This window comes from Hyphomonas sp. NPDC076881 (assembly GCF_050269995.1).
Classification (GTDB): Bacteria; Pseudomonadota; Alphaproteobacteria; order Caulobacterales; family Hyphomonadaceae; genus Hyphomonas.
Map to the genome: position 1 here is coordinate 312,966 of NZ_JBNNJJ010000001.1, position 21,104 is coordinate 334,069.

Consider the following 21,104-nt stretch of genomic DNA (forward strand, 5'->3'; position numbering starts at 1 on the left):
AGCCGGGGATAGGTGGTTTAATCCGGCATTTTATGCTCCCCCTGCGGCACTTCAGAAGGCCGGTTGCAGCCAGCGCCGCCGTAGCGTAGGAAGCGGCCACACGCGGATGTGGCGGAATTGGTAGACGCACTGGATTTAGGTTCCAGCGCCGCAAGGTGTGAAGGTTCGAGTCCTTTCATCCGCACCATGGTCTGGCTGGGCTGACTGCTGAGCCCCTCTGGCACCTTTGGCCTGATACGCCATATGGACCTCAACCCTCCCCAGAAATCGGCCTGCCTGTTCAAATGACCCTCAAGATCGCCCCCATGATTGCGGCCCATATCAGCGAGGTCGTCCAGATTCAGGCCGAAGCCTTCACGCCGGACCTGCGGGAAACACCGGAGGTGTTTGCCAACCGCATTGCGCGCTTTGGGGAATTTTTCCGGGTCGCCTACCTGAATGGACGCATGGTGGGCTATGTGGTCGCCTTCCCATGGAAGTTTGGTGACGCGCCGGTAAACAATCAGAAATTTCCAGATGAGCTACCTGAGCCAGACTGTTTCTTCATCCATGACATTGCCCTTCTGCCGGAGGCGCGTGGCAGCGGCGTTGCCAGAGCCTTGCTGGAGGACGCCTATCAAACGGCGCTGAAGCTGGGCTTCGATGCGGCAAGCCTGGTGGCGGTCGGCCAATCAGGCAATTACTGGGACAGGGTGGGGTTTGTGCCCAATGCGCACGTCACCGAGACCAAGCGCGCTTATATTCTCGATATCTATGGGCCCGGCGCGCGCTTGATGGCGCGGCCGATCTGACCCCTCCTCAGCCCAGCTCCCCGTGGAGGGCGCTGAGGATGATGGGCAGCTGCTTTTCGATGTCTTCGGCAATCAACCCCGCGCCCACGCGGCGGCCAGCCTCGCCGTGAAGCCAGCTACCGATGGCGGCGGCAACGAAGGTGTCTGCCCCCTGGGCCATGAAGCCGGCGATGATACCGGCCAGCACATCGCCCGAGCCGGCGGTTGCCAGCCAGCGGGTAGCATGCGTGTTGACGAGCGCGTTGCCATCGGGCTGGGCAATGACCGTGTCAGCCCCCTTCAGCAGGATCACGCAGCCAGCCTTGGCAGCGGCAGCGCGGGCGGCCTCTACCTTGTTGTGGCTGGTGGCGAGCAGATCGCCAAACAAGCGGGAGAACTCGCCCTCATGCGGGGTGAGGATATCGGTTGGCCGCAATTGCTTGAACAGGGCCTCGGGATCCTCGCCGAAAACGGTGAGCGCATCAGCGTCCAGCAGAATGCGGGCCGGTGTTTTCAGCAAGGCTTCTACGTTGGCACGGGTGGCATCGTTGATCCCAGCAGCAGGGCCTATCACCATGGCGCTGGAGCGCGCGGCATAGGCGGCAAGGTCGTCTGCTGTCTGAAACGGGGCGAGCATAATGGCGGTGAGGTGGGCCGCATGCACGCCCGCCGCTTCGGGCGGGGAGAGCATCGTGACAAGACCGGCCCCGGCGCGCAGGCCGGCCCTGGCGGTGAGACGCGCCGCGCCGGTATTCCAGGGGCCGCCGCTGACCACTTTGAGATGGCCGCGCTGGTATTTGTGAACCCCGAAGCCCGGCTGCGGCATCTGGCTGTGCCAGAGCGCGGGGCTGTTTTCTGCGAGGTTTGTCTGCACGGGTACGCCAATATCCGCCACCATGGCGACGCCCGAAAAGGCAGAGCCAGGCAGCAGCACATGCGCCGGGCGCAGGGCGGCGAAGGTGAGAGTGGCTTCTGCCTGGAAGGCCGGGCCGAGCGGTTTGCCTGTGTAGCCGTCAATCCCCGAAGGAACGTCTACCGAGATGACCCGGCCGCCGCGCAGGGCGAGCATGGCAGCGGGGCCCTCCAGAGGCCGTGTCAGGCCTGCGCCATAGAGCGCATCGACAATCAGATCCGGCTCGGTGTTGAGCGCATCTTCGAGCGTGTGGACAGGGCCCTCCCACTGGCTGGCCGCCTTGGCGGTATCGCCGGTCAACTCGCTGACGGGGTGGGTGCAGTAGACGTCTACACTGCGCCAGAATTTGGCGAGCTTTGCCGCCGCGATGAACCCATCGCCGCCATTGCCGCCGGGCCCGCAGAGCACCTGAATACGGCCATCTGGCCAATGGGCATGGACGAATTCGGCTACCGCCTCGCCTGCCCTCTGCATCAGGGTGAACCGGTCGGTTCCTGCGTTGATCACGGCTTGCTCGGCGGCAAGCATCTCCTGCGGTGTCAGTATTGGCCTTCCCATGGGAGGGCTCATAGCACGCGGGTTGCGGATTCGCTCCCGTATTCTGCAACGCGCAGGACACCGCCGCGCCGCTCAAGCCGGGTGACCGAACAATGACCGGGCCGGAAAACGGTGACCCGGTCATCGCCCTCAAGGGCGCCGACCAGCGCATTGATGGCGACAAAATGGGAAAACACCGCGACGCCATCAGGCAAACTGGCGACAGTTTCGGACATTCTGGACCGCCAGGCGACCAGATCGGCGCCAGCCTCGGTCCAGGTGCCGGCCATCAGGCCGCGCAACCATGCCACGCGGTCTTCAATGCCGGCCGGGGTCGAGATTTCGGAGACTTCCGGCACGACCTTCGCCGTCAGCCCCGCACGGGCCTCGAAGGGGCGCGCTGTTTCCCGGCAGCGCTGCATGGGACTGGAAATCGCACGGGTCGCGCCGAGCCGTGTCAGGATTTCGGCAGCTGCTTCGGCCTGTCCCTTGCCAAGATCGCTCAGGCCCGGATCGGGATGGTCGCCCCAGCTGGCGGCAGCTTCACCGTGACGGATCAGGAAGATCACGCGGCCGCCTGCTCGCGGACCTTGCCGGCATCCTCAAGCTGGGTGGTGGCGGTATAGCCATGGGCGGTCAGCACCTGGAGGGCGCGCTGGTAGGCCACGGGCGGCCGGATGCCCAGACGGGCGCGGGCTTCCTCAAGCGGTTCCTTCATGAGAGCCACGATATCCTGACGCATGATCTTCTGGGCAGCCGCGCCATGGCGCTTGCCCTCCCAGAAGCAATCCATGATTCGGGCTTCCTTGGGCGCGTTTTTCGCAATCGTGCGACAGCCCATGAAGGCGATGAACAGAACGCCATTGCCGGGGTTCTGGCTGTAGGTGAAGGCCAGAAGGGAGGCTTCCCCCAGGGCGTCACGGTTATAGCCGCTGAGAACATGGAAAAGGTCGTGCGTGTCGCGGAGGCGATTACCGAACCAGAGGTAGTCATCATCATAGTCCGGCACGCCAGCGCGGTGTTTCGCGCTTTCCTCGACGAGGCCCTGGGCGGTCAGCCCTTCGCGCTCCATGAACTCGACATAGGCACGGCCAACGGTGCCTTCGGGAAGTTTCTTGATCCAGGAATGATCATCCAGAATCGGCGGCAGATAAGTGCGCTCCTTCAGGAGGCGGTGCCCCTCCGGGCTGGCAACAAAAGCAGCAAAGTTCTTCTCGAACGAGCGGCCATTCAGCGCCTCGATGATGTGGAATACCTGCTCGGTATCTTCCTTGTTCTGGATCAGCTTCTGCATGTGGCGCCATGCCTTGAGCGGACGGAACTTCGAGCGTTTCCGGTCAGGATGGACAACGATCTCAAGGTCCTGAACAGCCATGTTGAGCATTCCTCATGATATCAAAGCGACCAGCAACGTAGCACAATCTGGCGCCGCAAGAAAGTGACGCTGGCGTCATTTTCCTGCTTTTTCGCGAAAACCAGGCCGCCCAATCATTAATCGACACTGCTCAAAACTTAATCGCCAGATCGAAGGTAACCAAAATGCGGGCACCCCCCTATCGCTTAAGGCGGGAACACCTCATACGCACGGATGGACTCTAAACCCGACGGCTGGGGAGAAACCACGCAATGAAAAAAATCGAAGCGATTATTAAACCGTTCAAACTCGACGATGTGAAAGAAGCGCTGCAGGAAATCGGCCTGCAGGGCATGACCGTCATCGAAGCGAAAGGCTTCGGCCGCCAACGCGGCCACACGGAACTCTATCGCGGCGCCGAATACGTGGTGGATTTCCTCCCGAAGCTGAAAATCGAAGTCGTGCTGCCTGACAGCGCGGTCGAGGGCGCGGTGGAAGCCATCAAGAAGGCAGCCCACACTGACAAGATTGGCGATGGCAAGATTTTCGTCTCTGACGTGATCGATGCCGTACGCATCCGGACCGGCGAAACAGGCGACTCGGCGCTCTGATTATCGACCCAGCAGGGCCGGCAAGATCCGCCGGCCCGGCAAAACCTGCACCGAAGAAACGCTCATTAGAAGGCAAAAAAAATGGCAGATGATCTCCTCAAGATGATGAAGGACCAGGACGTCCAGTACGTGGACCTGCGCTTCACCGACCCGCGCGGCAAGCTGCAGCACGTTACCTTCCACAAGGACATGGTGGACGACAGCTTCTTCGAAGACGGCCAGATGTTTGACGGCTCCTCGATTGCTGGCTGGAAAGCCATCAACGAGTCCGACATGCTTCTGAAACCGGACGCGACGGGCGCGTTCATCGATCCGTTCTTCCAGCAGACCACCCTCGTGGTTTTCTGCGATGTCCTCGACCCGATCTCGGGCCAGGCCTACAACCGCGATCCGCGCACCACGGCCAAGAAGGCTGAAGCCTATCTCGCCGCCTCCGGCCTGGGCGACACCGCGTTCTTCGGCCCGGAAGCCGAATTCTTCATCTTCGATGACGTGCGCTGGTCCACCGACCCGCACAAGACCGGCTACAGCTTCGATTCGACGGAACTCCCGGCCAACACCGGCCGTGAATACCCGATGGGCAATATGGGCCACCGCCCCGGCCCGAAGGGTGGTTACTTCCCGGTTCCCCCGATCGATTCCGAACAGGACATGCGCGGCGAAATGCTGTCGATCATGGGCGAAATCGGCCTTCAGCCCGAGAAGCATCACCACGAAGTGGCCCCGGCCCAGCATGAGCTCGGCCTGAAATTCTCGACACTGACGGTCATGGCTGACCGGATGCAGCTCTACAAATACGTCATCCACCAGGTGGCTGCATCGTATGGCAAGACGGCGACCTTCATGCCGAAGCCGATGTTCAAGGACAACGGCTCGGGCATGCACGTTCACCAGTCGATCTGGAAAGGCGGCAAGCCGCTGTTCGCAGGCGACAAGTATGCTGACCTGTCCGACATGTGCCTCTATTACATCGGCGGCATCATCAAGCACGCCAAGGCGCTGAACGCGATCACCAACCCATCGACCAACTCCTACAAGCGCTTGGTTCCGGGCTATGAAGCCCCGGTCATGCTGGCCTATTCGGCACGCAACCGCTCGGCCTCGATCCGTATCCCCTACGGCTCAAACCCGAAAGCGAAGCGTATCGAAACCCGCTTCCCTGACCCGATGGCAAACCCCTACCTGGCTTTCGCAGCGCTGCTGATGGCTGGTCTCGATGGCATCGAGAACAAGATCCATCCTGGCGATGCCATGGACAAGGACCTTTACGATCTGCCGCCGGCAGAAGCCAAATCGATCCCGCAGGTCTGCGGCTCGCTGCGTGAAGCCCTGGCCGCCCTCGATGCTGACCGCGCCTTCCTCAAGAAAGGCGGCGTGTTCGACGATGATCAGATCGATTCTTACATCGAACTGAAAATGGAAGAGAACATGCGCTACGAACTCCATCCGCATCCGGTTGAGTTCGACATGTACTACAAGAACTAGAACGCGGGGTTCTGGTTCATGGGGCAGAAGGCCGGCATCTTCGGGTGCCGGCCTTTTCCTTGCCGCAAAGGCATGGCACGCCATTGCCTATGACCTCCCTGAAACTTGCGCTGCTGCACGGCGCCCACCTGTTCTGGCCGTTTGCCCTGATCTGCCTGTGGGCGATCTTCCGCCGGCGCGGCGCGCCGCAGATTGTGGCAGGGCTGGTTCTTATCCTGTCGCTGCCGCCCGCCTGGGCCCGTTTTGTGGAACCTCGCCTGCTGACGGTGCATGAGGAAACGATCCTTCTGCCCGGCGCCAGCGAGACATCCCCCGCCATCCGCATCGCCCTCTTCGGGGACACGCATATCGGCATGTTTCCCCATGCCATGCCCATCGGGCGGATCGTCGACCGCATCAATGCAGAAGGCGTGGACGCCACATTCCTTGCGGGCGACCTTTCCTACCATCCGGAGGCGGATGATATCCCAGCGCACTTCGCCGCGCTGGGCCGGCTGGAAGCGCCCCTGTTTGCCGTGCTTGGCAATCACGATGTCGGGTTTCCCGGCACCAATCTCACCGAGCCCCTGATGCGCGCGCTGCAGTCGTCCGGGGCGCAGGTTCCGCATAACCGCGCGCTCGATACGGAGATCGGCCGTCATAGGGTAATCGTCGCCGGCGCGTCAGACCTCTGGGAACGCCGGCAGGATTTCAGCTTTCAGGCAAGCCTTCCGGAGGGCGTTCCCGTCATTCTGCTCACGCACAATCCGGATACGGCGCTCTCCGTGCCCGAGACATTCCGGTATGACCTGATGCTCGCCGGGCATACCCATGGCGGGCAGGTCCGGCTTCCTGGGCTCTACAAACAGTTCATCCCTGTGCGCGGCCCGTTTGACCGGGAACTGCACCATTTCCAGAGCCCGGCCGGAGAGCGCCTGGTCTACGTGACCACGGGCACCGGCATGGTGGGCGTTCCGATGCGCTTTCTGATGCCCCCGCGGATCGACATCCTGACCGTGCGTTTGCCAGAGGCTGATAAAACCCCCTCCGCAGATTGAACTCATCGGTGTGTGAACCGTTGGGCTGGGATACAGCCAGTTTACGGAGACAGCGATGGCGCTTTTTTACAGGCTTGTCGGCGTGCTGCTCATATTATTGGGCTTGCCTTTGTTCTGGACACCGGTGCCGGTGGGCGCCGTGCTCATTCTGGGGGGTGTGGCGCTGCTGGTGGCCAATTCGGCCACGGCGCGCAGCTGGTTGCATCGCCGCAGGGCGCGGCATCCCCGCCTCGATCAGTGGATGGAAAAATCCGAGAAATACATGCCGCCCGCCTTTGCCCGAATCCTTCACCGCACCGGCGCGCATGATAGTTGAGCCAGAAATGAAATGCCCGCCACGGCAGGACCGGGCGGGCATCAGGAATATCTGTCGATGAGCGATTAGCCCGCTTCGGTCTGGCTCTTGGAGGCGTGCACGTAGAGCGGCTCGGCATTGCCTTCGACGACTTCAGCGTTGATCACGACTTCTTCCACGCCGCGCAGGTTGGGCAGTTCGAACATCGTGTCGAGCAGGATCGATTCCATGATCGAGCGCAGACCACGCGCACCGGTTTTCCGGGTGATGGCGCGGCGGGCAACGGCCGTAAGCGCCTCCGGGGTGAAGGTGAGCTGGACATTCTCCATGTCGAAGAGGCGCTGATACTGCTTGAGCAGAGCGTTCTTCGGCTGGGTCAGGATCTGGATCAGGGCCTTCTCGTCGAGATCTTCCAGCGTTGCCAGAACCGGCAGACGGCCGATGAATTCCGGGATCAGGCCGAATTTCTGAAGATCTTCCGGCTCCACTTCGCGGAGCGTTGCGCCAACGCCGCGCTCTTCGCCGCTCTTGATGGTGGCGCCAAAGCCGATCGAGGCGTTCTCACCGCGCGCAGCGATGATCTTCTCGAGGCCAGCAAACGCGCCGCCGCAGATGAAGAGAATGTTCGTGGTATCGACCTGCAGGAATTCCTGCTGCGGATGTTTCCGGCCGCCCTGAGGCGGAACGGCGGCCACAGTGCCTTCCATGATCTTCAGCAGCGCCTGCTGGACGCCCTCGCCCGACACGTCGCGCGTGATCGAGGGGTTGTCCGACTTGCGGCTGATCTTGTCGATCTCGTCGATATAGACGATGCCGCGCTGAGCGCGCTCAACGTTATAATCCGCCGCCTGCAGCAGCTTCAGGACGATGTTTTCCACATCCTCACCGACATAGCCTGCTTCGGTAAGCGTGGTGGCGTCGGCCATGGTGAAAGGCACGTCAAGGATACGGGCCAGCGTCTGCGCGAGCAGGGTCTTGCCGCAACCGGTGGGGCCGATCAGCAGGATGTTGGATTTTGACAGCTCCACCCCGTCGGATTTGCCCGAATGGGAGAGGCGCTTGTAGTGATTGTGCACGGCGACGGAGAGGATGCGCTTGGCATAGCGCTGCCCGATCACGTAATCGTCGAGAACATCGCAGATTTCCTGCGGAGTCGGCACGCCGTCGCGGGATTTGATCGCGGAGGTTTTGTTTTCCTCGCGGATGATGTCCATGCAGAGTTCGACGCACTCATCGCAGATGAACACGGTCGGTCCGGCAATGAGTTTCTTAACCTCGTGCTGGCTCTTGCCGCAGAAGGAACAGTACAGCGTGTTCTTCGAATCGCCGGAGCCGTTTGGTTTGGTCATGCGGTCCTCACTGCCACACAAGGTTTAACGTGGGCTTTAAGCCCAGCCAAGCATGGTCTTTCTTTAGACAATAAAGCCGTTCGCCTGCCCTGCAAGGGCTGGGCCGCACCTTGAAAGAAACGCTGTTATTTTTCTTCTTCGGCGGTGCGGCGTTCATAAACCTTGTCAACGATCCCGAATTCCATGGCTTCCTGAGCCGTCAGGAAGGTGTCGCGATCGAGCTTTCTTTCAACAGTTTCGTAATTCTGGCCGGTATGTTTGACGTAAATCTCGTTCAACCGGCGCTTGAGTTCGATGATCTCTTCAGCGTGGCGCTCGATATCCGTAGCAACGCCCGAATAGCCGCCGGATGGCTGGTGAAGCATCACACGGGCGTTCGGCAGGGCGATCCGCATACCATTTTCCCCGGCGGCAAGCAGGAGCGAGCCCATTGAGGCGGCCTGGCCGATACACACGGTGGAAATCGGGCAGCGGACATACTGCATGGTGTCGTAGATCGCGAGGCCGGACGAGACATAGCCGCCAGGGCTGTTAATATACATGGCGATCTCGCGTTTCGGGTTCTCGGATTCGAGGAACAGAAGCTGCGCCGTGATCAGGGAGGCCACACCGTCATCAATGCCCCCGGTGACGAAAATGATGCGCTCCTTGAGGAGCCGGGAGAAGATGTCGAACGCGCGCTCACCCCGGCTCGTCTGCTCGACGACCATTGGAACAAGGTTGAGAGCGGTCTCATAAGATGTCGACATAAAAATGGCCTTGTGGATCAGGGCTGAATCGCCACCTGCAGGATTGGCAGATGCCCTTATATTTGTCCATTCACCGGCGACCGCAAGGCCGCGCCTGCTGTGGAAAAGCTTGCAATCCCTAACGGAATGGCCAACTGCCGCAACCACTGGGCAAATCAGCGTCCGGATTGTCCATGAATGCCGCATAGTCGGCGATCACTTTATCCCTCTGATTATCGCTCAGAAGGACATGGTATCCGTCAGGATAATAAACCGTGCGGACGGTGGGCGGGAAGCGTTTCAGCGTCCTGCGCGGCCCGGCAGGGGGCACAACCCGGTCATGCGCCCCATAGGAAGCGAGTACTGGCAACCCTTCCGGCAACAGGCCGGCGGCCCCATGGGCATGCTCCATCAATGTCACGGCGCCGGCGATCTGATCCACTCGGTTGATGCGTGCGTGCAGCGGATCGGCATCCTGAAGGCGAATGAAAGCGGCATTGTCGGACATTTTCGGCTTCACGAAGGCAGGTGGGCTGACGATCAGGCCGGGGCGGAGAGCCGTCAGCAGCCTCAATGCGCCCGCAGAGGCCGCATCCAGAGCGCCCCACCCGCGCAGGCCGGGGCCGGAGAGGATGAGCCGGTCTGCCGCCGGCGGGCGATCTGAAGCGAAGGCTGTGATCGCAACGGCCGCGCCCATGGAGATACCAATGACGGTAAGCGGCACGTCCGGATGCCGAGCCCTGGCGAGACTGACGGCCGTGCGCAGGTCTTCCCGCATCAGCTCCTCATCTGCCCAGTGGCCACGTCCTTCGGACCGGCCAAAGCCGCGCTGGTCATACGCATAGACCGCCCTGCCCTGCGCGGCCCATTCGGGCGCGGCGAGGCGGAACTCGCCTGCGTAATTGTTCATGCCATGAACACCCACGATGACATGGGCCGGCGGCGCAGCCCCCTCCGCGTTCCAGACAGTCAGGCCAAGACGCGCGCCGTCCTGCGCGATCATGGCCCCTTCAGCGTCAAGGAAAGCTGCCATGAGCCCCGATCAGCACGCCACAGGCGGGCGCTCTGCAGCGGCCCAATGCTTGCACCCTTGCCGGAACGGCCACTCTCCCTCCCCGCTTGGCAACACGGCCGCAGGGTCTTTCATGAAGGCCAGATAATCGGCATGCACCCGCTCGGCCTGAATATCCCGCAGCAGCATGTGATATCCGTTGGGATAATAGACCGTCCGCACGAAGGAGGGGAGAATGCCTGCCGCGCGGCGCACGCCATTCTCGGGAATGACAATATCCTTTGCGCCGTAGGAAATCAGTGTCGGCACGTTGGGCTTCAGGCGGGCGACGGCATTGTTTGCATTCTCCATCAGCGCGACGAGGCCGTACACCTGATCAATGCGCGTCCGGTAGGTCATGTGCGGGTCAGACCAGGTGCGGCGGAGCATGGCGTTGTTGTCCGAGGGCTCGATCTTCACGAGGCCCACAGGCGGAACGACGAGCCAGTCAGGATTGGCATGGGCCGAGGCCCACAGGCTGACCCGGTAGAGCGGGTTGATGGCGCCCCAGCCGCGCAGGCCAGGCCCCGAGACGATGAGCCGGTCTGCTTTCGGCGGGCGGTCAGACCCGAAGGCTGTCAGCGTGACCGAGCCTCCCATGGAGATGCCGACAACCGTTATGATGGCGCCGGGATGGCGGGCCCGCGCGACATCGACTGCCGTGCGCAGATCTTCCCGCAGCAACTCCTCCTCCGGCCAGATGCCCTTATTGGGAGAGCGGCCAAAGCCGCGCTGGTCGTAGGCGTAGGTGGTGACGCCGTGTTTTGCCCAATAGGGCGCGGCCATGTGGAAGGCGTTGGCGTAATCGTTCATGCCATGGACGCCGACCACGACATATTCGGGATTATCGGTGCCTTCTGCGGGCCAGACGGTGAGCCCGAGTCGGGCGCCGTCCTGGGCAATGAACTGGTTTCTTTCCGGAATGAAGGCAGGCGCCACTTGTCCCAAGGGGGTGAGCGCGCCCTGCGTGACCGGCGTCGCGCAAGCCGCAACAGCCACAGAGAGCGAAGCAATCATCAAAGCGGCGAGCCGGAGAACGCCTCTGGTCAGCGGGCGCAAGACAGAAGGCAAAACATCAATCGTCATTGTCTATTCCAAACAGGTTCGGCGCCATCATCGCAGCGGCCGATGAACGGCGCCTGAGGGATATAGGGCATTTTTGCAAACAGGGCACCGGCACGGCAGCAGCAGGCGGGGCGCCCGGGCGCGTTGTTGCCCAGCAGCGCCCGGCATGCGAGACCGGGGCATCCAAGAATCCTGACGGGGAACCGTTCAAATGAAAATGAAACATCTCAGCTTCACGGCCGCCGTCCTTGCGCTGGCTGCCTGTTCGCCATCGGCGCCTTCTGCCCCCGCAGCCGCGCCCGAAACTCCCCAGCCGCCTGCCGAAGAATTGCTGCTGCCCCTGCCGGAGAGCACCGTGCCGGAAATCACGGCCGCGGACATTGCCGTGCGCGTGAAGACGCTGGCCGATGATGTGTTCGAGGGCCGTGGCCCCGGCACACCTTCCGGCGAAGCCTCCGCCGCCTGGATCGCCGCTGAACTCACCCGCATCGGCCTTCAGCCGGGCGGCGACAGTGGCAGCTGGTTTCAGCAGGTCGACATGGTGAACCAGACCGTAGACCCTGCCACCTCCAGCCTCGTTCTCACCTGGCCGGATCAGGATGAACTGTCGCTCGCCCTGAAGGATCAGGCGGTGGTCTGGACCAAGCGCCAGAATGCCGATCATATTTCCTTCGAGCCGAGCGATGTGGTGTTTGTCGGCTACGGCGCCGTTGCGCCGGAATACGGGTGGGATGACTATGCGGGCCAGGATTATGCCGGCAAGACGGTTGTGATCCTCGTCAATGATCCGGGCTTTGTTACAGGCGATCCGGACCTCTTCAACGGCAAGGCGATGACCTATTATGGCCGCTGGACCTACAAGTTCGAGGAAGCTGCCCGCCAGGGGGCAACCGCTGCGCTGATTGTGCACGAGACAGAGCCGGCCGCTTATGGCTGGGATGTGGTCGCCAATTCCTGGAGCGGCGCGCAGTCTGATCTGGTACGCCCGAACGGCGGGGCAGACAGGGCCATGATGGAAGGCTGGATCCAGCGCGATGTGGCCGTGGAAATGTTCGCCAAGGCAGGCCTCGATTTTGAAGCCATGAAAACGGCGGCCAAGACACGGGGGTTTCAGCCTGTTGCGCTGCAGGGCGTGAAGGCACGGGGCGAAATCCATCAGGCGATCGACAAGCTCAGCAGCCGCAACGTGATCGGCATTATGCCGGGCACCAGGGCCCCGGATGAATATGTTCTCTATACCGCGCACTGGGATCACCTGGGCATGAAGCAGGGCGCACCGGGAGAGGACTTCTACGCCGACCAGATTTATAACGGCGCCGTAGACAATGCGACGGGCGCTGCCGCCATTCTCGAAATCGCTGAAGCGATGAAGGCCCAGCCTACAGAACGCTCGACCATGTTCCTGTTCTGGACCCTTGAAGAGTCCGGCCTTCTGGGGTCGGAGTATTTCGCCAACAACCCGACGGTGCCGTTCAACAAGGTCGTGGCAGGCGTCAACATCGACGGCGCGCTGCCGATGGGCCGCACCAGGGACATGACCGTGATCGGCTATGGCGCCTCCGAGCTTGAGGACATCCTTCAGGATGTCCTCGTCGCGCAGGACCGCATCGTTACGCCGGATGGCCGCCCGGAAGCGGGCTATTTCTATCGCTCCGACCATATCTCGCTCGCCAAGAAAGGCGTGCCGATGCTGTATGCCGATGGCGGCGAAGACAAGCGCGAGGGTGGATTGGCCGCGGGCCGGGCCGCCGCAGCCGCCTACACCGCCGAGCGCTACCACAAGCCGATGGACGAATATTCCGACAGCTGGGATCTTTCCGGCTTCCAGGAAGATGTTCAGGCGCTTTATGAAGTGGGCCTGCGCATCGCGAACTCCGCCACCTGGCCCACCTGGTATCCGGGCAACGAGTTCGAAACAGCCCGCAAAGCAAGTCTCGCCGGCGAATAAGCCGGCGGGCCCTGCCCCACTCTCAGGAACAAAAAGAGGCGAGATGCTTTCCTATCAGCATGGCTTTCATGCCGGAAATCGCGCGGATGTGCTCAAGCACGCCGTACACGATACCCTGCTGCGGACTGCCGCAGCGGGGCCCCGCCCGATTTTCTATGTGGAGACCCATTCCGGACGCGGACGGTATGACCTTACCAACGCTCAGGCCCGCAAGCGGGGCGAGTCCGACGATGGCGTGATCGCCTTGATGAAGGGCAAGGCGCCCAAGCCGCTTTCGCAGTGGATGGAGCTGGTAAATGCACGCGGCGTGAAGGACTATCCCGGCTCCCCCTCGCTGGCGCAAACCCTGTTGCCCAAGTCCGCGCGGATGGTTCTGTTCGAACTGCACCCGCAGGAAAACGCCGCCCTGAATGAAGCCATGAAGGGTGATGACCGTATCCGTATACAGAAGGCTGATGGTTATTCCGGCGCGCTGAGACTGGCGCCGCGCGCAGGCGAGCGGATGGTGGTTCTGGTTGACCCCAGCTATGAAACCCACCGGGATATCGAGGCGCTGGCGTTGTGGACGCCCAAGGCGCTGAAGCGCTGGCCCGATGCCCTGCTGGTCCTCTGGCTGCCCCTCTTCCGGGATGGCCGTGAAGCGGAGTTTGGCGAATACCTGGCCACGCTGGGGGACGCGATGATCGTGGGCGCGCGCTGGCCGGTTGCGACGGGCACGGAAAGCTCGATCGAAGGATCCGCCATGGTTGCTTATGGCGCCCCTGCAGAAGCACGCGCTAAATGCGAAGCGATTGCCTCAAGCCTTGAGCATTACTGGGCTCAGGGCTGAGCCGTCAGCTCCGGGCACTGCTGGTCACAGCGCCTATGTCAGCGTCGAACTGGGGGCGGGTAAGCGCGCTCCCGTATTCTTCATAGCTGCCCCCGAAGGCAAACGTGACCATGCCGAAGCCGCGGCATAGCGTGAAGAACTGGCTGTAAATCGCCTGCTTGTTGCGGCCAAGCGTGGCAACCGTGGCGCCCGCTATCAGGAGCGCCCCCACGGCGATGCGAGCCGCGCCATTCAAGGCTGCCTTGAGGCGCGCCACCCGCATTGAACTATGGCGGGAGATGATCAGGGCATCCGTGATGCCGTAGCGATACCAGCGCCGGAACAGCCAGCCGACCCGGGCGCGATCTTCCGGCACATGTTCGTAGACGGAGGCATCTTTCGTCTGGGTGAGGCGATAACCCTCATCCTGCATCTGGTAAAAGAACAGCGTGTCTTCACCGCCCATCTTTGACAGGCGCGCGTCAAAGGAGAGGCCAAGCTTGCGCACGACATGCATGTCCATCAGACTGTTGCCGCTGCCGCCGGGGTCTGTCCGGTCGCGCGTCTCGGTGATCTTGATGGCATGGACATTCCATTCCCTCATCCATTGCGGTGTCGAGTCCGGATAGATCGACCAGACCGGGCCGAAGACCGCCCCGGCCTTCGTATCGTCATATCGCGCCACCAGCGCAGCCAGCCATTCGGGGGCAGCAAACTCATCGTCATCGATAAATGCCAACAGATCGAAATCAGCCGCCATCTTGAGCGCATGATTACGCACATGGGTCACGCCTGGCGCGGTCTCCATCTCGTAGAGCAGCGGCATCGAGAAGCGGGCCTTCCACTTATCGGCCACCGGGCGGGCGCCTGCGGACTTGTCATTGTCTATAACCGCCACGCAGACATCAGCATTCTCGGGCGGAACCAGCTTGTTAAGGCTGTCGAGCAGACGCTCCAGCATTTCGTTCCGCCGGTAGGTCGGGATCGCGACCAGGATTTTCCTGCGTTCGGACGGGCTGCGAAGGGTCAATGCTGCTCTCCATTGGCTGGGCCGGACAGGACCTTGCAGTGACTGCGTTTACCACGATCCCAGGCGGGACGGCGACGCAAAAGCAGCAAGAGCAGGCATAAACGGCCAGAGTTGACCGCTGGGGATGCAACTTCCGGGCCGCCTGCCCGGCGCCCCGAAAGCAAAGCGGGGTGGCCCAAAATGGACCACCCCGCTGGAGATTTTTTACCGCAGTGAGGCGCAGGAAGGCTTATTCGGCCGCCACAGCAGCTTCCGCTGCCGACAGTTCCGTGTAGCGCTTCAGGTGATGATCGACATTGCCGAATTCGGAATCGATCATCGTGAGGCGCTTGAAATAGTGGCCGATGGCAAGCTCGTCGGTCATGCCCATACCGCCATGGATCTGGATCGACTGCTGGCCGATGAACCGGCCGCCCTGGCCGATGCGCACCTTGGCTGCCGAAGCGGCCTTCTTGCGGGTCACTTCATCTTCATCGAGCTTCAGCGTGGCCATGTACGTCATGGAAACGGACTGCTCATGTTCAATGAACATGTCGGCCATGCGGTGCTGAAGCACCTGGAACTTGCCGATCGGCGTGCCGAACTGCTTACGGGTCTTGGAGTATTCCACCGTCTGGGCATTGGCCACTTTCATGGCACCGCAAGCCTCGGCGCAGAGGGCGGCGATGGCTTCATCCGTCACCTTTTCGACAAGGCCCAGGCTGTCGGACGGATCGCCGATGACGGCATCCGCGCCAACCGTCACGTTTTCGAAATAGACTTCCGAAGCGCGGCGGCCATCAACTGTCGGATAGTCGCGCGTGGTGACGCCCTTGGCATCCTTCGGAATGATGAACACACCAACGCCCTTGGCATCGCGGCGGCCACCAGAAGTCCGTGCCGTGACGATCAGGTGAGACGCCCAGGGCGCGCCGATCACGACGGCCTTGTGACCCGAGATCTTCCAGCCGCTACCGTCTTTCGTGGCGGTGGTTTCAAGGTCTGCCAGGTTGTAGCGGCCCTTGGGCTCGGCATAGGCAAAGGCGAACACGCGCTCGCCGGAGATCAGCGCCGCCAGATGGTCTTCCTTCTGGGCAGAGGTGCCTGCCTTGAGGAAACCGCCTGCCAGCACGACCGTCTGCAGGAACGGCTCGACGACGAGGCCCTTGCCGAACTCTTCCATCACGACCATCGAGTCGATCGGGCCGCCGCCGAGGCCACCATCCTCTTCCGAGAAGGGCGCAGCCAGCAGGCCGAGTTCAGCAAACTGAGCCCACATTTCCGGACGCCAGCCGTCTTTCGAGGCGACGACCTTGCGGCGGGTGTCGAAATCATACTGGTCCTTGATCAGCCGTGCGAGGCTGTCGCGGATCATGGTCTGTTCTTCGGTGAAATTGAAATCCATGGATGTAAACTCCTCCCTGCCCCGGTGCCTTAGAGGCCGAGGATCATCTTGCTGATAATGTTGCGCTGAATTTCGTTCGATCCGCCATAGATCGAGGTCTTGCGCATGTTGAAGTAAGCGTCGGCGCTGAAGTTGGAGTATTCCGGACCCACACCGATTTCGTTCGAACCGAAATGGTCCATGCCGCGGGCGTAAGGCGCGCCGTAATTGCCAACAGCTTCCAGCGTCAGCTCTGTCAGGCGCTGCTGGATTTCGGTGCCCTTGATCTTGAGGATCGAGCTTTCCGGACCAGGGCCCTTGCCGGCCGCTTCAGACGCCAGCGTGCGCAGCTCGGTGAATTCCAGAGCGGTGAGGTCGATTTCAAGCTGGCTGATCTTGCGGGCAAATTCGTCCGTCTTGATCAGCGGCGTGCCGTCGAGCGTTTCCTGCGAGGCGATGGAACGCAGCCGCTCAACGCCGCGCTTGGAGCGGGCAACACCCGCAATACCGGAGCGCTCGTGCGCCAGCAGGAACTTCGCATAGGTCCAGCCTTCGTTTTCCTTGCCGACGAGATTCTCGACCGGAACCCGAACATCAGTCAGCCAGGTTTCGTTCACTTCATGCGTGCCGTCGATCAGCTTGATCGGGCGCACTTCGATGCCGGGCGTCTTCATATCGACGAGGATGAAGGAGATGCCTTCCTGGGCTTTTGCCGTCGGGTCGGTGCGGCAGAGGAAGAAGCCCCAGTCAGCATGCTGAGCGAGGGTCGTCCAGGTTTTCTGGCCATTGAGCACGTAATGGTCGCCGTCGCGGACAGCGGTGGTTTTCAGGCTCGCAAGGTCAGACCCTGCGCCCGGCTCGGAATAGCCCTGAGCCCACCAGACATCCCCGGCGAGAATGCCGGGAAGGTGTTTGGCCTTCTGCTCTTCATTGCCGAAGGTGTAGATCACCGGGCCGACCATCGAGACGCCGAAAGGAAGGGGCATCATCGCATCGACGCGCGCATTCTCTTCCGACCAGATATAGCGCTGGGTGGAGGTCCAGCCGGTGCCGCCATACTTCTTCGGCCAGGCAGGCGCAGACCAGCCCTTCTTGCCGAGGATCTTGTGCCAGGCAAGGAATTGCTCGCGCGTCAGATCTTCCCGGTTCCCGAGCCCGACGAGCTCTGTGGGGTAGTTGTCGCGGATAAACGAGCGCACTTCATCACGGAAGGCGATCTCTTCGGGTGAAAATTCGAGGTTCATGGACGTTCGCTCCTGGATCTGCCTGTTTGGTCCCGGCACTTCATTTCTGTATGTCAGCCATTCCTATTCGCTGACAAGGTGACGCGCACGTAAACGTAAAGAATGCCGCACGTTTCCCTGCGTCACCCTTCGGCGGGTTTGGCGATGAAAGGCGCGCAGGCAGTTTTGAGAAGCCCGACAGCCGTTGCCGAGCCCAGGCCGCTGCCGGTCTGGAACTCAAGCTGCACGAGCGGTTTGAGACCGATGCGTTCCAGCGCGGCCTCATGCGCCGGGCGCTGGGTAATGTGAGAGGCAAGGCAATGGCTGACGGCCTGCGGGGAGACGGCATGGATGATGCCGGCCGCGATCGTTGTCGCAAAACCGTCCAGCAGCACCGGAATACCCTGATGCCGGGCCGCGATGATGGCGCCGACACAGGCGGCAATCTCCCGCCCGCCGAGGCAGCGCAGGGATTCGAGGGGGTCTGACAGGTGGCCGCGATGCACTTTCAGTGCGGCGCTGACAAGATCCACCCGCTTCCGGGACAGGCCCGGCGGGGTCTGGGCGCTGGGGCGCACCCAATATTCGGGCGATCCGCCATAAAGCGCGCAGGCTACAGCCGCCGCCACCGTGCCCACGCCGGCGCCGGAAACGGCAATGGCCAGAAGATCGGGATTATCTTCAACCGCTTCAAAGCCGAAGGCTATGGTTGCGGCACATTCCCGCTCGGTCATCGCGGCGGTTTCGGCGATGCTGGGCGTGGGCTTGTCGAGGGCGAGTTCAAACACGCGGACATTGGCGCCCACCTGCGCTGCGATCGCCGAAAGGGGCGCGCGGCCCGATTTCAGTGCCTCGATATGGGCGCGGGTATCGTCATTGGACGACAGCGACACGCCGGAGTCGACCAGGCCGTGAGATCCGGCAAAGATCGCCAGCGTCGGCTTCTCGATCCGCGGCGGAAAGCGGCGCTGCCAGGTGGCGAGCCATTCAGCGGCTTCCCCCAGGCGGCCGAAATCTCCTTCCCGGCCCATGCCGAGAAGCGCCTGATGGACCTTCCGGCCGGCGTCAGGGTCGGTCTCGACCGGTTTCAGGATCAGGTCGCGGACATCATCCAGGGGTGACTTGCTCCGGGTGGGCTCGCTCAAGGGAAAGGTCTCCTGTTACCGGAATAGCCGGCAATCTTAATTATGGCAGATAACGTACACGCCGTCCGGCAAGGAATTATTTCATCCTCTCCTGTAGAACTTGCACTGCAGCCCGCCACCAGTATGGGTTACTCGTATAATGATACAGATTGAGCCGATAAAGAGCCCGTGCATCAAGGTTTGTGCTGTTGATGGCCAGACAGGGCTTTGCCTCGGTTGCGGACGGACCCTGCCGGAGATCGGCGCCTGGACACGTTTCAGCAATGAACAGCGCGACACGGTGATCGCCCAGCTGCCGGAACGGATTGAACGATTGAAAGCCCTCGGGAAGCGGTGACGGGTATGAGTGCAGGCAAGATCTTGTCCCTGATAGCCACTGCGGTTGCGATCGCAATGGTAATCAGCCTGTATCTTGCGCCCAAGCTGCGCGAAGCCGAATATCAGGCCGCGCTGGAGCGTCAGCGCGAAGCCAAGACGGTCGTGGCCACCGCCACCGAGCCAGCCTCCTCGATCCACACCCGCGCCGCCTTCATTGAGCGGGAGGCCGACGGCCATTACTGGACCCGCGCCGATGTTCAGGGCACCGAAGTGAAATTCATGGTGGATACAGGGGCCAGCATTGTTGCCCTGACTTTCCGCGATGCGCAGCGCCTCGGCCTGCAGCCAGAAACGCTCAACTATGATTCGGAAATCCGCACCGCCGGCGGCGTGACCTATGGCGCGCCTGTCACGCTCGACAGCATCCGCATCGGCCGGGTGGAAGTGGAGCGTGTCAGCGCCGTGATCCTGCGCAGCGAACTCGAACAGTCGCTGCTGGGCATGACCTTCCTCAGCGAGCTGAACTCCTACGAGTTCCGCAAAGGCCAGCTGATCATACGCCAGTGATCGGCTTGCCGTCCGCGCCGCGGCCGATACCGATCTCCCAGGCAAAGCGCTGGTCGTCGCCCGCCCAGCGCGCATAGGCCACACGCCCTTCCAGGCCCACCGCCTTCATCAGATCCCTGTACCAGTTCTCGGTGCCCGCATTCAGCCGCTGCGGGTGCACGCCCCACAACAGGCAGGCCTGCCGCAGGCGCTGATCGTCCAGCGAGCCGTAGAGAATCGGCACGCTGCCCCGCACCCGCGCAAACCGCGCGAGCCGCTCGAACGCACCGGTGCGCAGGGCCAGCGCGGCAGCCCCCTCCGCCGCCCCCATAGCCAGCGCCGTCTGGGCCACCACATCGATCGCATTGGGCGCCTGAACCTCGCCGCAGAACTCGTCGAGCGAGCGGCGGTAATCCTCCGCCTCTTCCGTCGCGCGGATGATGCGGGACATGATCGCCACCGCCGTGGCAGGATGCCGGCCCACGGCCGTCTCTGCCGACAGCATCACGGCATCTGCGCCCTGATAGATGGCGGTCGCCACATCGGAGGCTTCCGCGCGGGTGGGAGCGGAATTCTCGATCATCGATTCGAGCATCTGCGTCGCGACAATCACCGGGCGCCCCCTGGCGCGGGCGGCGCGCACGATCCGCCGCTGGATCACCGGCACTTCCTCTGGCGCAAACTCCACCCCCAGATCGCCGCGCGCGACCATGACGGCATCTGCCGCCTCGACGATCGCGTCGAGATGGGTGATGGCAGCGGGCTTCTCCAGCTTCGCCACCAGCGGCGCGCGGCCCGCGATGATGTCCTTGACCTCTTGAATGTCCTCAACCGTCTGGACGAAGGAGAGGGCAACAATATCCACGCCGATTTCCAGAGCGAACATCAGGTCAGCCCGGTCCTTGTCCGTCAGGGCCCGCACCGGCAGCGCCTTGCCGCGAACGGTGAAACCCTTCTTGTCGCCCAGCTTGCCGGGCACCTCGGCGCGCACGCGGGGCTGATCGCCGCCCTGGACCACCGTGAAGATCAGCTTTCCGTCATCGGCCAGGATCGTGTCGCCCTCCTCCAGGATGGCGACAATTTCGGCATGAGGCACGGGGATGGTTTCCTCGTCCGGGGCCGTTTCGCCGACGACGAGGCGGTATTCCTTCCGGAAACCGAGCTTGAGAAAACCGCCTTCAAACTTGCCAACCCGCACTTTCGGCCCCTGAAGGTCGGCCAGCGTGGCCAGCGGCCAGCCGACGGCGGCCTCTGCGGCGCGCACAGCGTTTAGCGCTTCCAGATGGGCTGCGTGCTCACCATGGCTGAAGTTCAGCCGGAAAACATCAACGCCCGCCTGCGCCAGCGCGCGGACCTCCTTCGGCGAGCGGCTGCCCGGCCCCAGCGTGGCGATGATCTTGGCGTTCTCGCCTTGTAATTTCTGGGGGGTCATTCTGGTGTCTCTCCGGCTTCTGCCCTTGCGGAATGATCTCTGTAGGCGACTCGGGGCCATGCTGCCAGCGCGAGCAATCGCAGATCAATGCACCAT

21 protein-coding genes and 1 tRNA gene are annotated in these 21,104 nt (G+C 62.2%); 10 read left to right on the forward strand and 12 right to left on the reverse strand.

The window, feature by feature from the left end; all coding sequences use genetic code 11:
• The first annotated feature begins 102 nt into the window (after positions 1–102).
• Both ACQKI2_RS01505 and ACQKI2_RS01510 read left to right on the forward strand, forming a co-directional pair.
• A tRNA-Leu gene (locus ACQKI2_RS01505) sits at positions 103–187 on the forward strand.
• 97 nt (positions 188–284) lie between these two features.
• Positions 285–791, forward strand: coding sequence for a GNAT family N-acetyltransferase (locus tag ACQKI2_RS01510; RefSeq protein ID WP_427377965.1), 507 nt, complete (start codon positions 285–287; stop codon positions 789–791).
• A gap of 7 nt (positions 792–798) precedes the next feature.
• Here the strand turns inward: ACQKI2_RS01510 and ACQKI2_RS01515 are convergent, their stop codons facing one another.
• The 3 genes from ACQKI2_RS01515 to ACQKI2_RS01525 are packed head-to-tail and all read right to left on the reverse strand — an operon-like array spanning position 799 to position 3,595.
• The gene (locus ACQKI2_RS01515) at positions 799–2,241 is read right to left on the reverse strand and encodes an NAD(P)H-hydrate dehydratase (protein WP_427377966.1); all 1,443 of its coding nucleotides are present in this window, start codon (positions 2,239–2,241) and stop codon (positions 799–801) included.
• Positions 2,242–2,249: 8 nt separating this feature from the next.
• Complete coding sequence (locus ACQKI2_RS01520) at positions 2,250–2,789, reverse strand: histidine phosphatase family protein (protein WP_427377967.1); 540 nt, start codon at positions 2,787–2,789, stop codon at positions 2,250–2,252.
• Positions 2,786–3,595, reverse strand: a complete 810-nt coding sequence (locus tag ACQKI2_RS01525; protein WP_427377968.1) for a Coq4 family protein — start codon at positions 3,593–3,595, stop codon at positions 2,786–2,788. The genes ACQKI2_RS01520 and ACQKI2_RS01525 overlap by 4 nt, the downstream gene beginning before the upstream one ends.
• Before the next feature lie 251 nt (positions 3,596–3,846).
• Between ACQKI2_RS01525 and ACQKI2_RS01530 the strand changes: the two genes are divergently transcribed.
• From ACQKI2_RS01530 to ACQKI2_RS01545, 4 genes are all read left to right on the forward strand, one after another.
• Positions 3,847–4,185, forward strand: a complete 339-nt coding sequence (locus tag ACQKI2_RS01530) for a P-II family nitrogen regulator (RefSeq protein WP_011647079.1) — start codon at positions 3,847–3,849, stop codon at positions 4,183–4,185.
• 81 nt (positions 4,186–4,266) lie between these two features.
• Positions 4,267–5,670, forward strand: a complete 1,404-nt coding sequence (glnA, locus tag ACQKI2_RS01535) for a type I glutamate--ammonia ligase (protein WP_427377969.1) — start codon at positions 4,267–4,269, stop codon at positions 5,668–5,670.
• A gap of 89 nt (positions 5,671–5,759) precedes the next feature.
• Positions 5,760–6,707: a metallophosphoesterase gene (locus ACQKI2_RS01540; RefSeq protein ID WP_427377970.1), complete on the forward strand. Its 948-nt coding sequence runs from the start codon at positions 5,760–5,762 to the stop codon at positions 6,705–6,707.
• 55 nt (positions 6,708–6,762) lie between these two features.
• On the forward strand, positions 6,763–7,023 hold the full coding sequence (locus tag ACQKI2_RS01545) for a hypothetical protein (protein ID WP_427377971.1): 261 nt from the start codon (positions 6,763–6,765) through the stop codon (positions 7,021–7,023).
• A 65-nt stretch (positions 7,024–7,088) separates the two neighbouring features.
• Here the strand turns inward: ACQKI2_RS01545 and clpX are convergent, their stop codons facing one another.
• The 4 genes from clpX to ACQKI2_RS01565 all read right to left on the reverse strand — a co-directional run bounded on the left by clpX (position 7,089) and on the right by ACQKI2_RS01565 (position 11,147).
• Positions 7,089–8,351, reverse strand: a complete 1,263-nt coding sequence (clpX, locus tag ACQKI2_RS01550) for an ATP-dependent Clp protease ATP-binding subunit ClpX (protein WP_035602252.1) — start codon at positions 8,349–8,351, stop codon at positions 7,089–7,091.
• Positions 8,352–8,476: 125 nt separating this feature from the next.
• Entirely contained in the window at positions 8,477–9,100 is a 624-nt protein-coding gene (locus ACQKI2_RS01555) for an ATP-dependent Clp protease proteolytic subunit (protein ID WP_035602249.1), read from the reverse strand.
• Positions 9,101–9,218: 118 nt separating this feature from the next.
• Positions 9,219–10,112 (reverse strand): alpha/beta fold hydrolase, encoded by an 894-nt coding sequence (locus ACQKI2_RS01560; RefSeq protein ID WP_427377972.1) that lies wholly within the window; start codon positions 10,110–10,112, stop codon positions 9,219–9,221.
• Positions 10,113–10,121: 9 nt separating this feature from the next.
• Positions 10,122–11,147, reverse strand: coding sequence for an alpha/beta fold hydrolase (locus ACQKI2_RS01565; protein WP_427377973.1), 1,026 nt, complete (start codon positions 11,145–11,147; stop codon positions 10,122–10,124).
• 259 nt (positions 11,148–11,406) lie between these two features.
• Between ACQKI2_RS01565 and ACQKI2_RS01570 the strand changes: the two genes are divergently transcribed.
• Together ACQKI2_RS01570 and rlmJ are read left to right on the forward strand one after the other, a co-directional pair.
• Positions 11,407–13,143 carry a M28 family metallopeptidase gene (locus tag ACQKI2_RS01570; protein WP_427377974.1) on the forward strand — a complete coding sequence of 579 codons (1,737 nt, stop codon included), beginning with the start codon at positions 11,407–11,409 and terminating at the stop codon, positions 13,141–13,143.
• Positions 13,144–13,186: 43 nt separating this feature from the next.
• Positions 13,187–13,972 carry a 23S rRNA (adenine(2030)-N(6))-methyltransferase RlmJ gene (gene rlmJ, locus ACQKI2_RS01575; RefSeq protein WP_427377975.1) on the forward strand — a complete coding sequence of 262 codons (786 nt, stop codon included), beginning with the start codon at positions 13,187–13,189 and terminating at the stop codon, positions 13,970–13,972.
• 4 nt (positions 13,973–13,976) lie between these two features.
• Here the strand turns inward: rlmJ and ACQKI2_RS01580 are convergent, their stop codons facing one another.
• The 4 genes from ACQKI2_RS01580 to ACQKI2_RS01595 form a co-directional block, all read right to left on the reverse strand.
• A complete protein-coding gene (locus ACQKI2_RS01580) occupies positions 13,977–14,981 on the reverse strand; it encodes a glycosyltransferase (protein ID WP_427377976.1) in 1,005 nt (334 codons plus the stop codon).
• 229 nt (positions 14,982–15,210) lie between these two features.
• The gene (locus ACQKI2_RS01585) at positions 15,211–16,365 is read right to left on the reverse strand and encodes an acyl-CoA dehydrogenase family protein (protein ID WP_427377977.1); all 1,155 of its coding nucleotides are present in this window, start codon (positions 16,363–16,365) and stop codon (positions 15,211–15,213) included.
• A 29-nt stretch (positions 16,366–16,394) separates the two neighbouring features.
• The gene (locus ACQKI2_RS01590; protein ID WP_427377978.1) at positions 16,395–17,588 is read right to left on the reverse strand and encodes an acyl-CoA dehydrogenase family protein; all 1,194 of its coding nucleotides are present in this window, start codon (positions 17,586–17,588) and stop codon (positions 16,395–16,397) included.
• Between the two features lie 122 nt (positions 17,589–17,710).
• Positions 17,711–18,712: a nicotinate-nucleotide--dimethylbenzimidazole phosphoribosyltransferase gene (locus ACQKI2_RS01595; protein WP_427377979.1), complete on the reverse strand. Its 1,002-nt coding sequence runs from the start codon at positions 18,710–18,712 to the stop codon at positions 17,711–17,713.
• Between the two features lie 139 nt (positions 18,713–18,851).
• On the opposite strand from ACQKI2_RS01595, the gene ACQKI2_RS01600 reads away from it, so the two are divergent.
• Together ACQKI2_RS01600 and ACQKI2_RS01605 are read left to right on the forward strand one after the other, a co-directional pair.
• A complete protein-coding gene (locus ACQKI2_RS01600; protein ID WP_035602232.1) occupies positions 18,852–19,049 on the forward strand; it encodes a DUF1289 domain-containing protein in 198 nt (65 codons plus the stop codon).
• 56 nt (positions 19,050–19,105) lie between these two features.
• On the forward strand, positions 19,106–19,597 hold the full coding sequence (locus tag ACQKI2_RS01605; RefSeq protein ID WP_427377980.1) for a retropepsin-like aspartic protease family protein: 492 nt from the start codon (positions 19,106–19,108) through the stop codon (positions 19,595–19,597).
• Here the strand turns inward: ACQKI2_RS01605 and pyk are convergent.
• Complete coding sequence (gene pyk / locus ACQKI2_RS01610; protein WP_427377981.1) at positions 19,584–21,008, reverse strand: pyruvate kinase; 1,425 nt, start codon at positions 21,006–21,008, stop codon at positions 19,584–19,586. The two genes, ACQKI2_RS01605 and pyk, sit on opposite strands and share 14 nt — an antisense overlap.
• Positions 21,009–21,104: the final 96 nt, after the last annotated feature.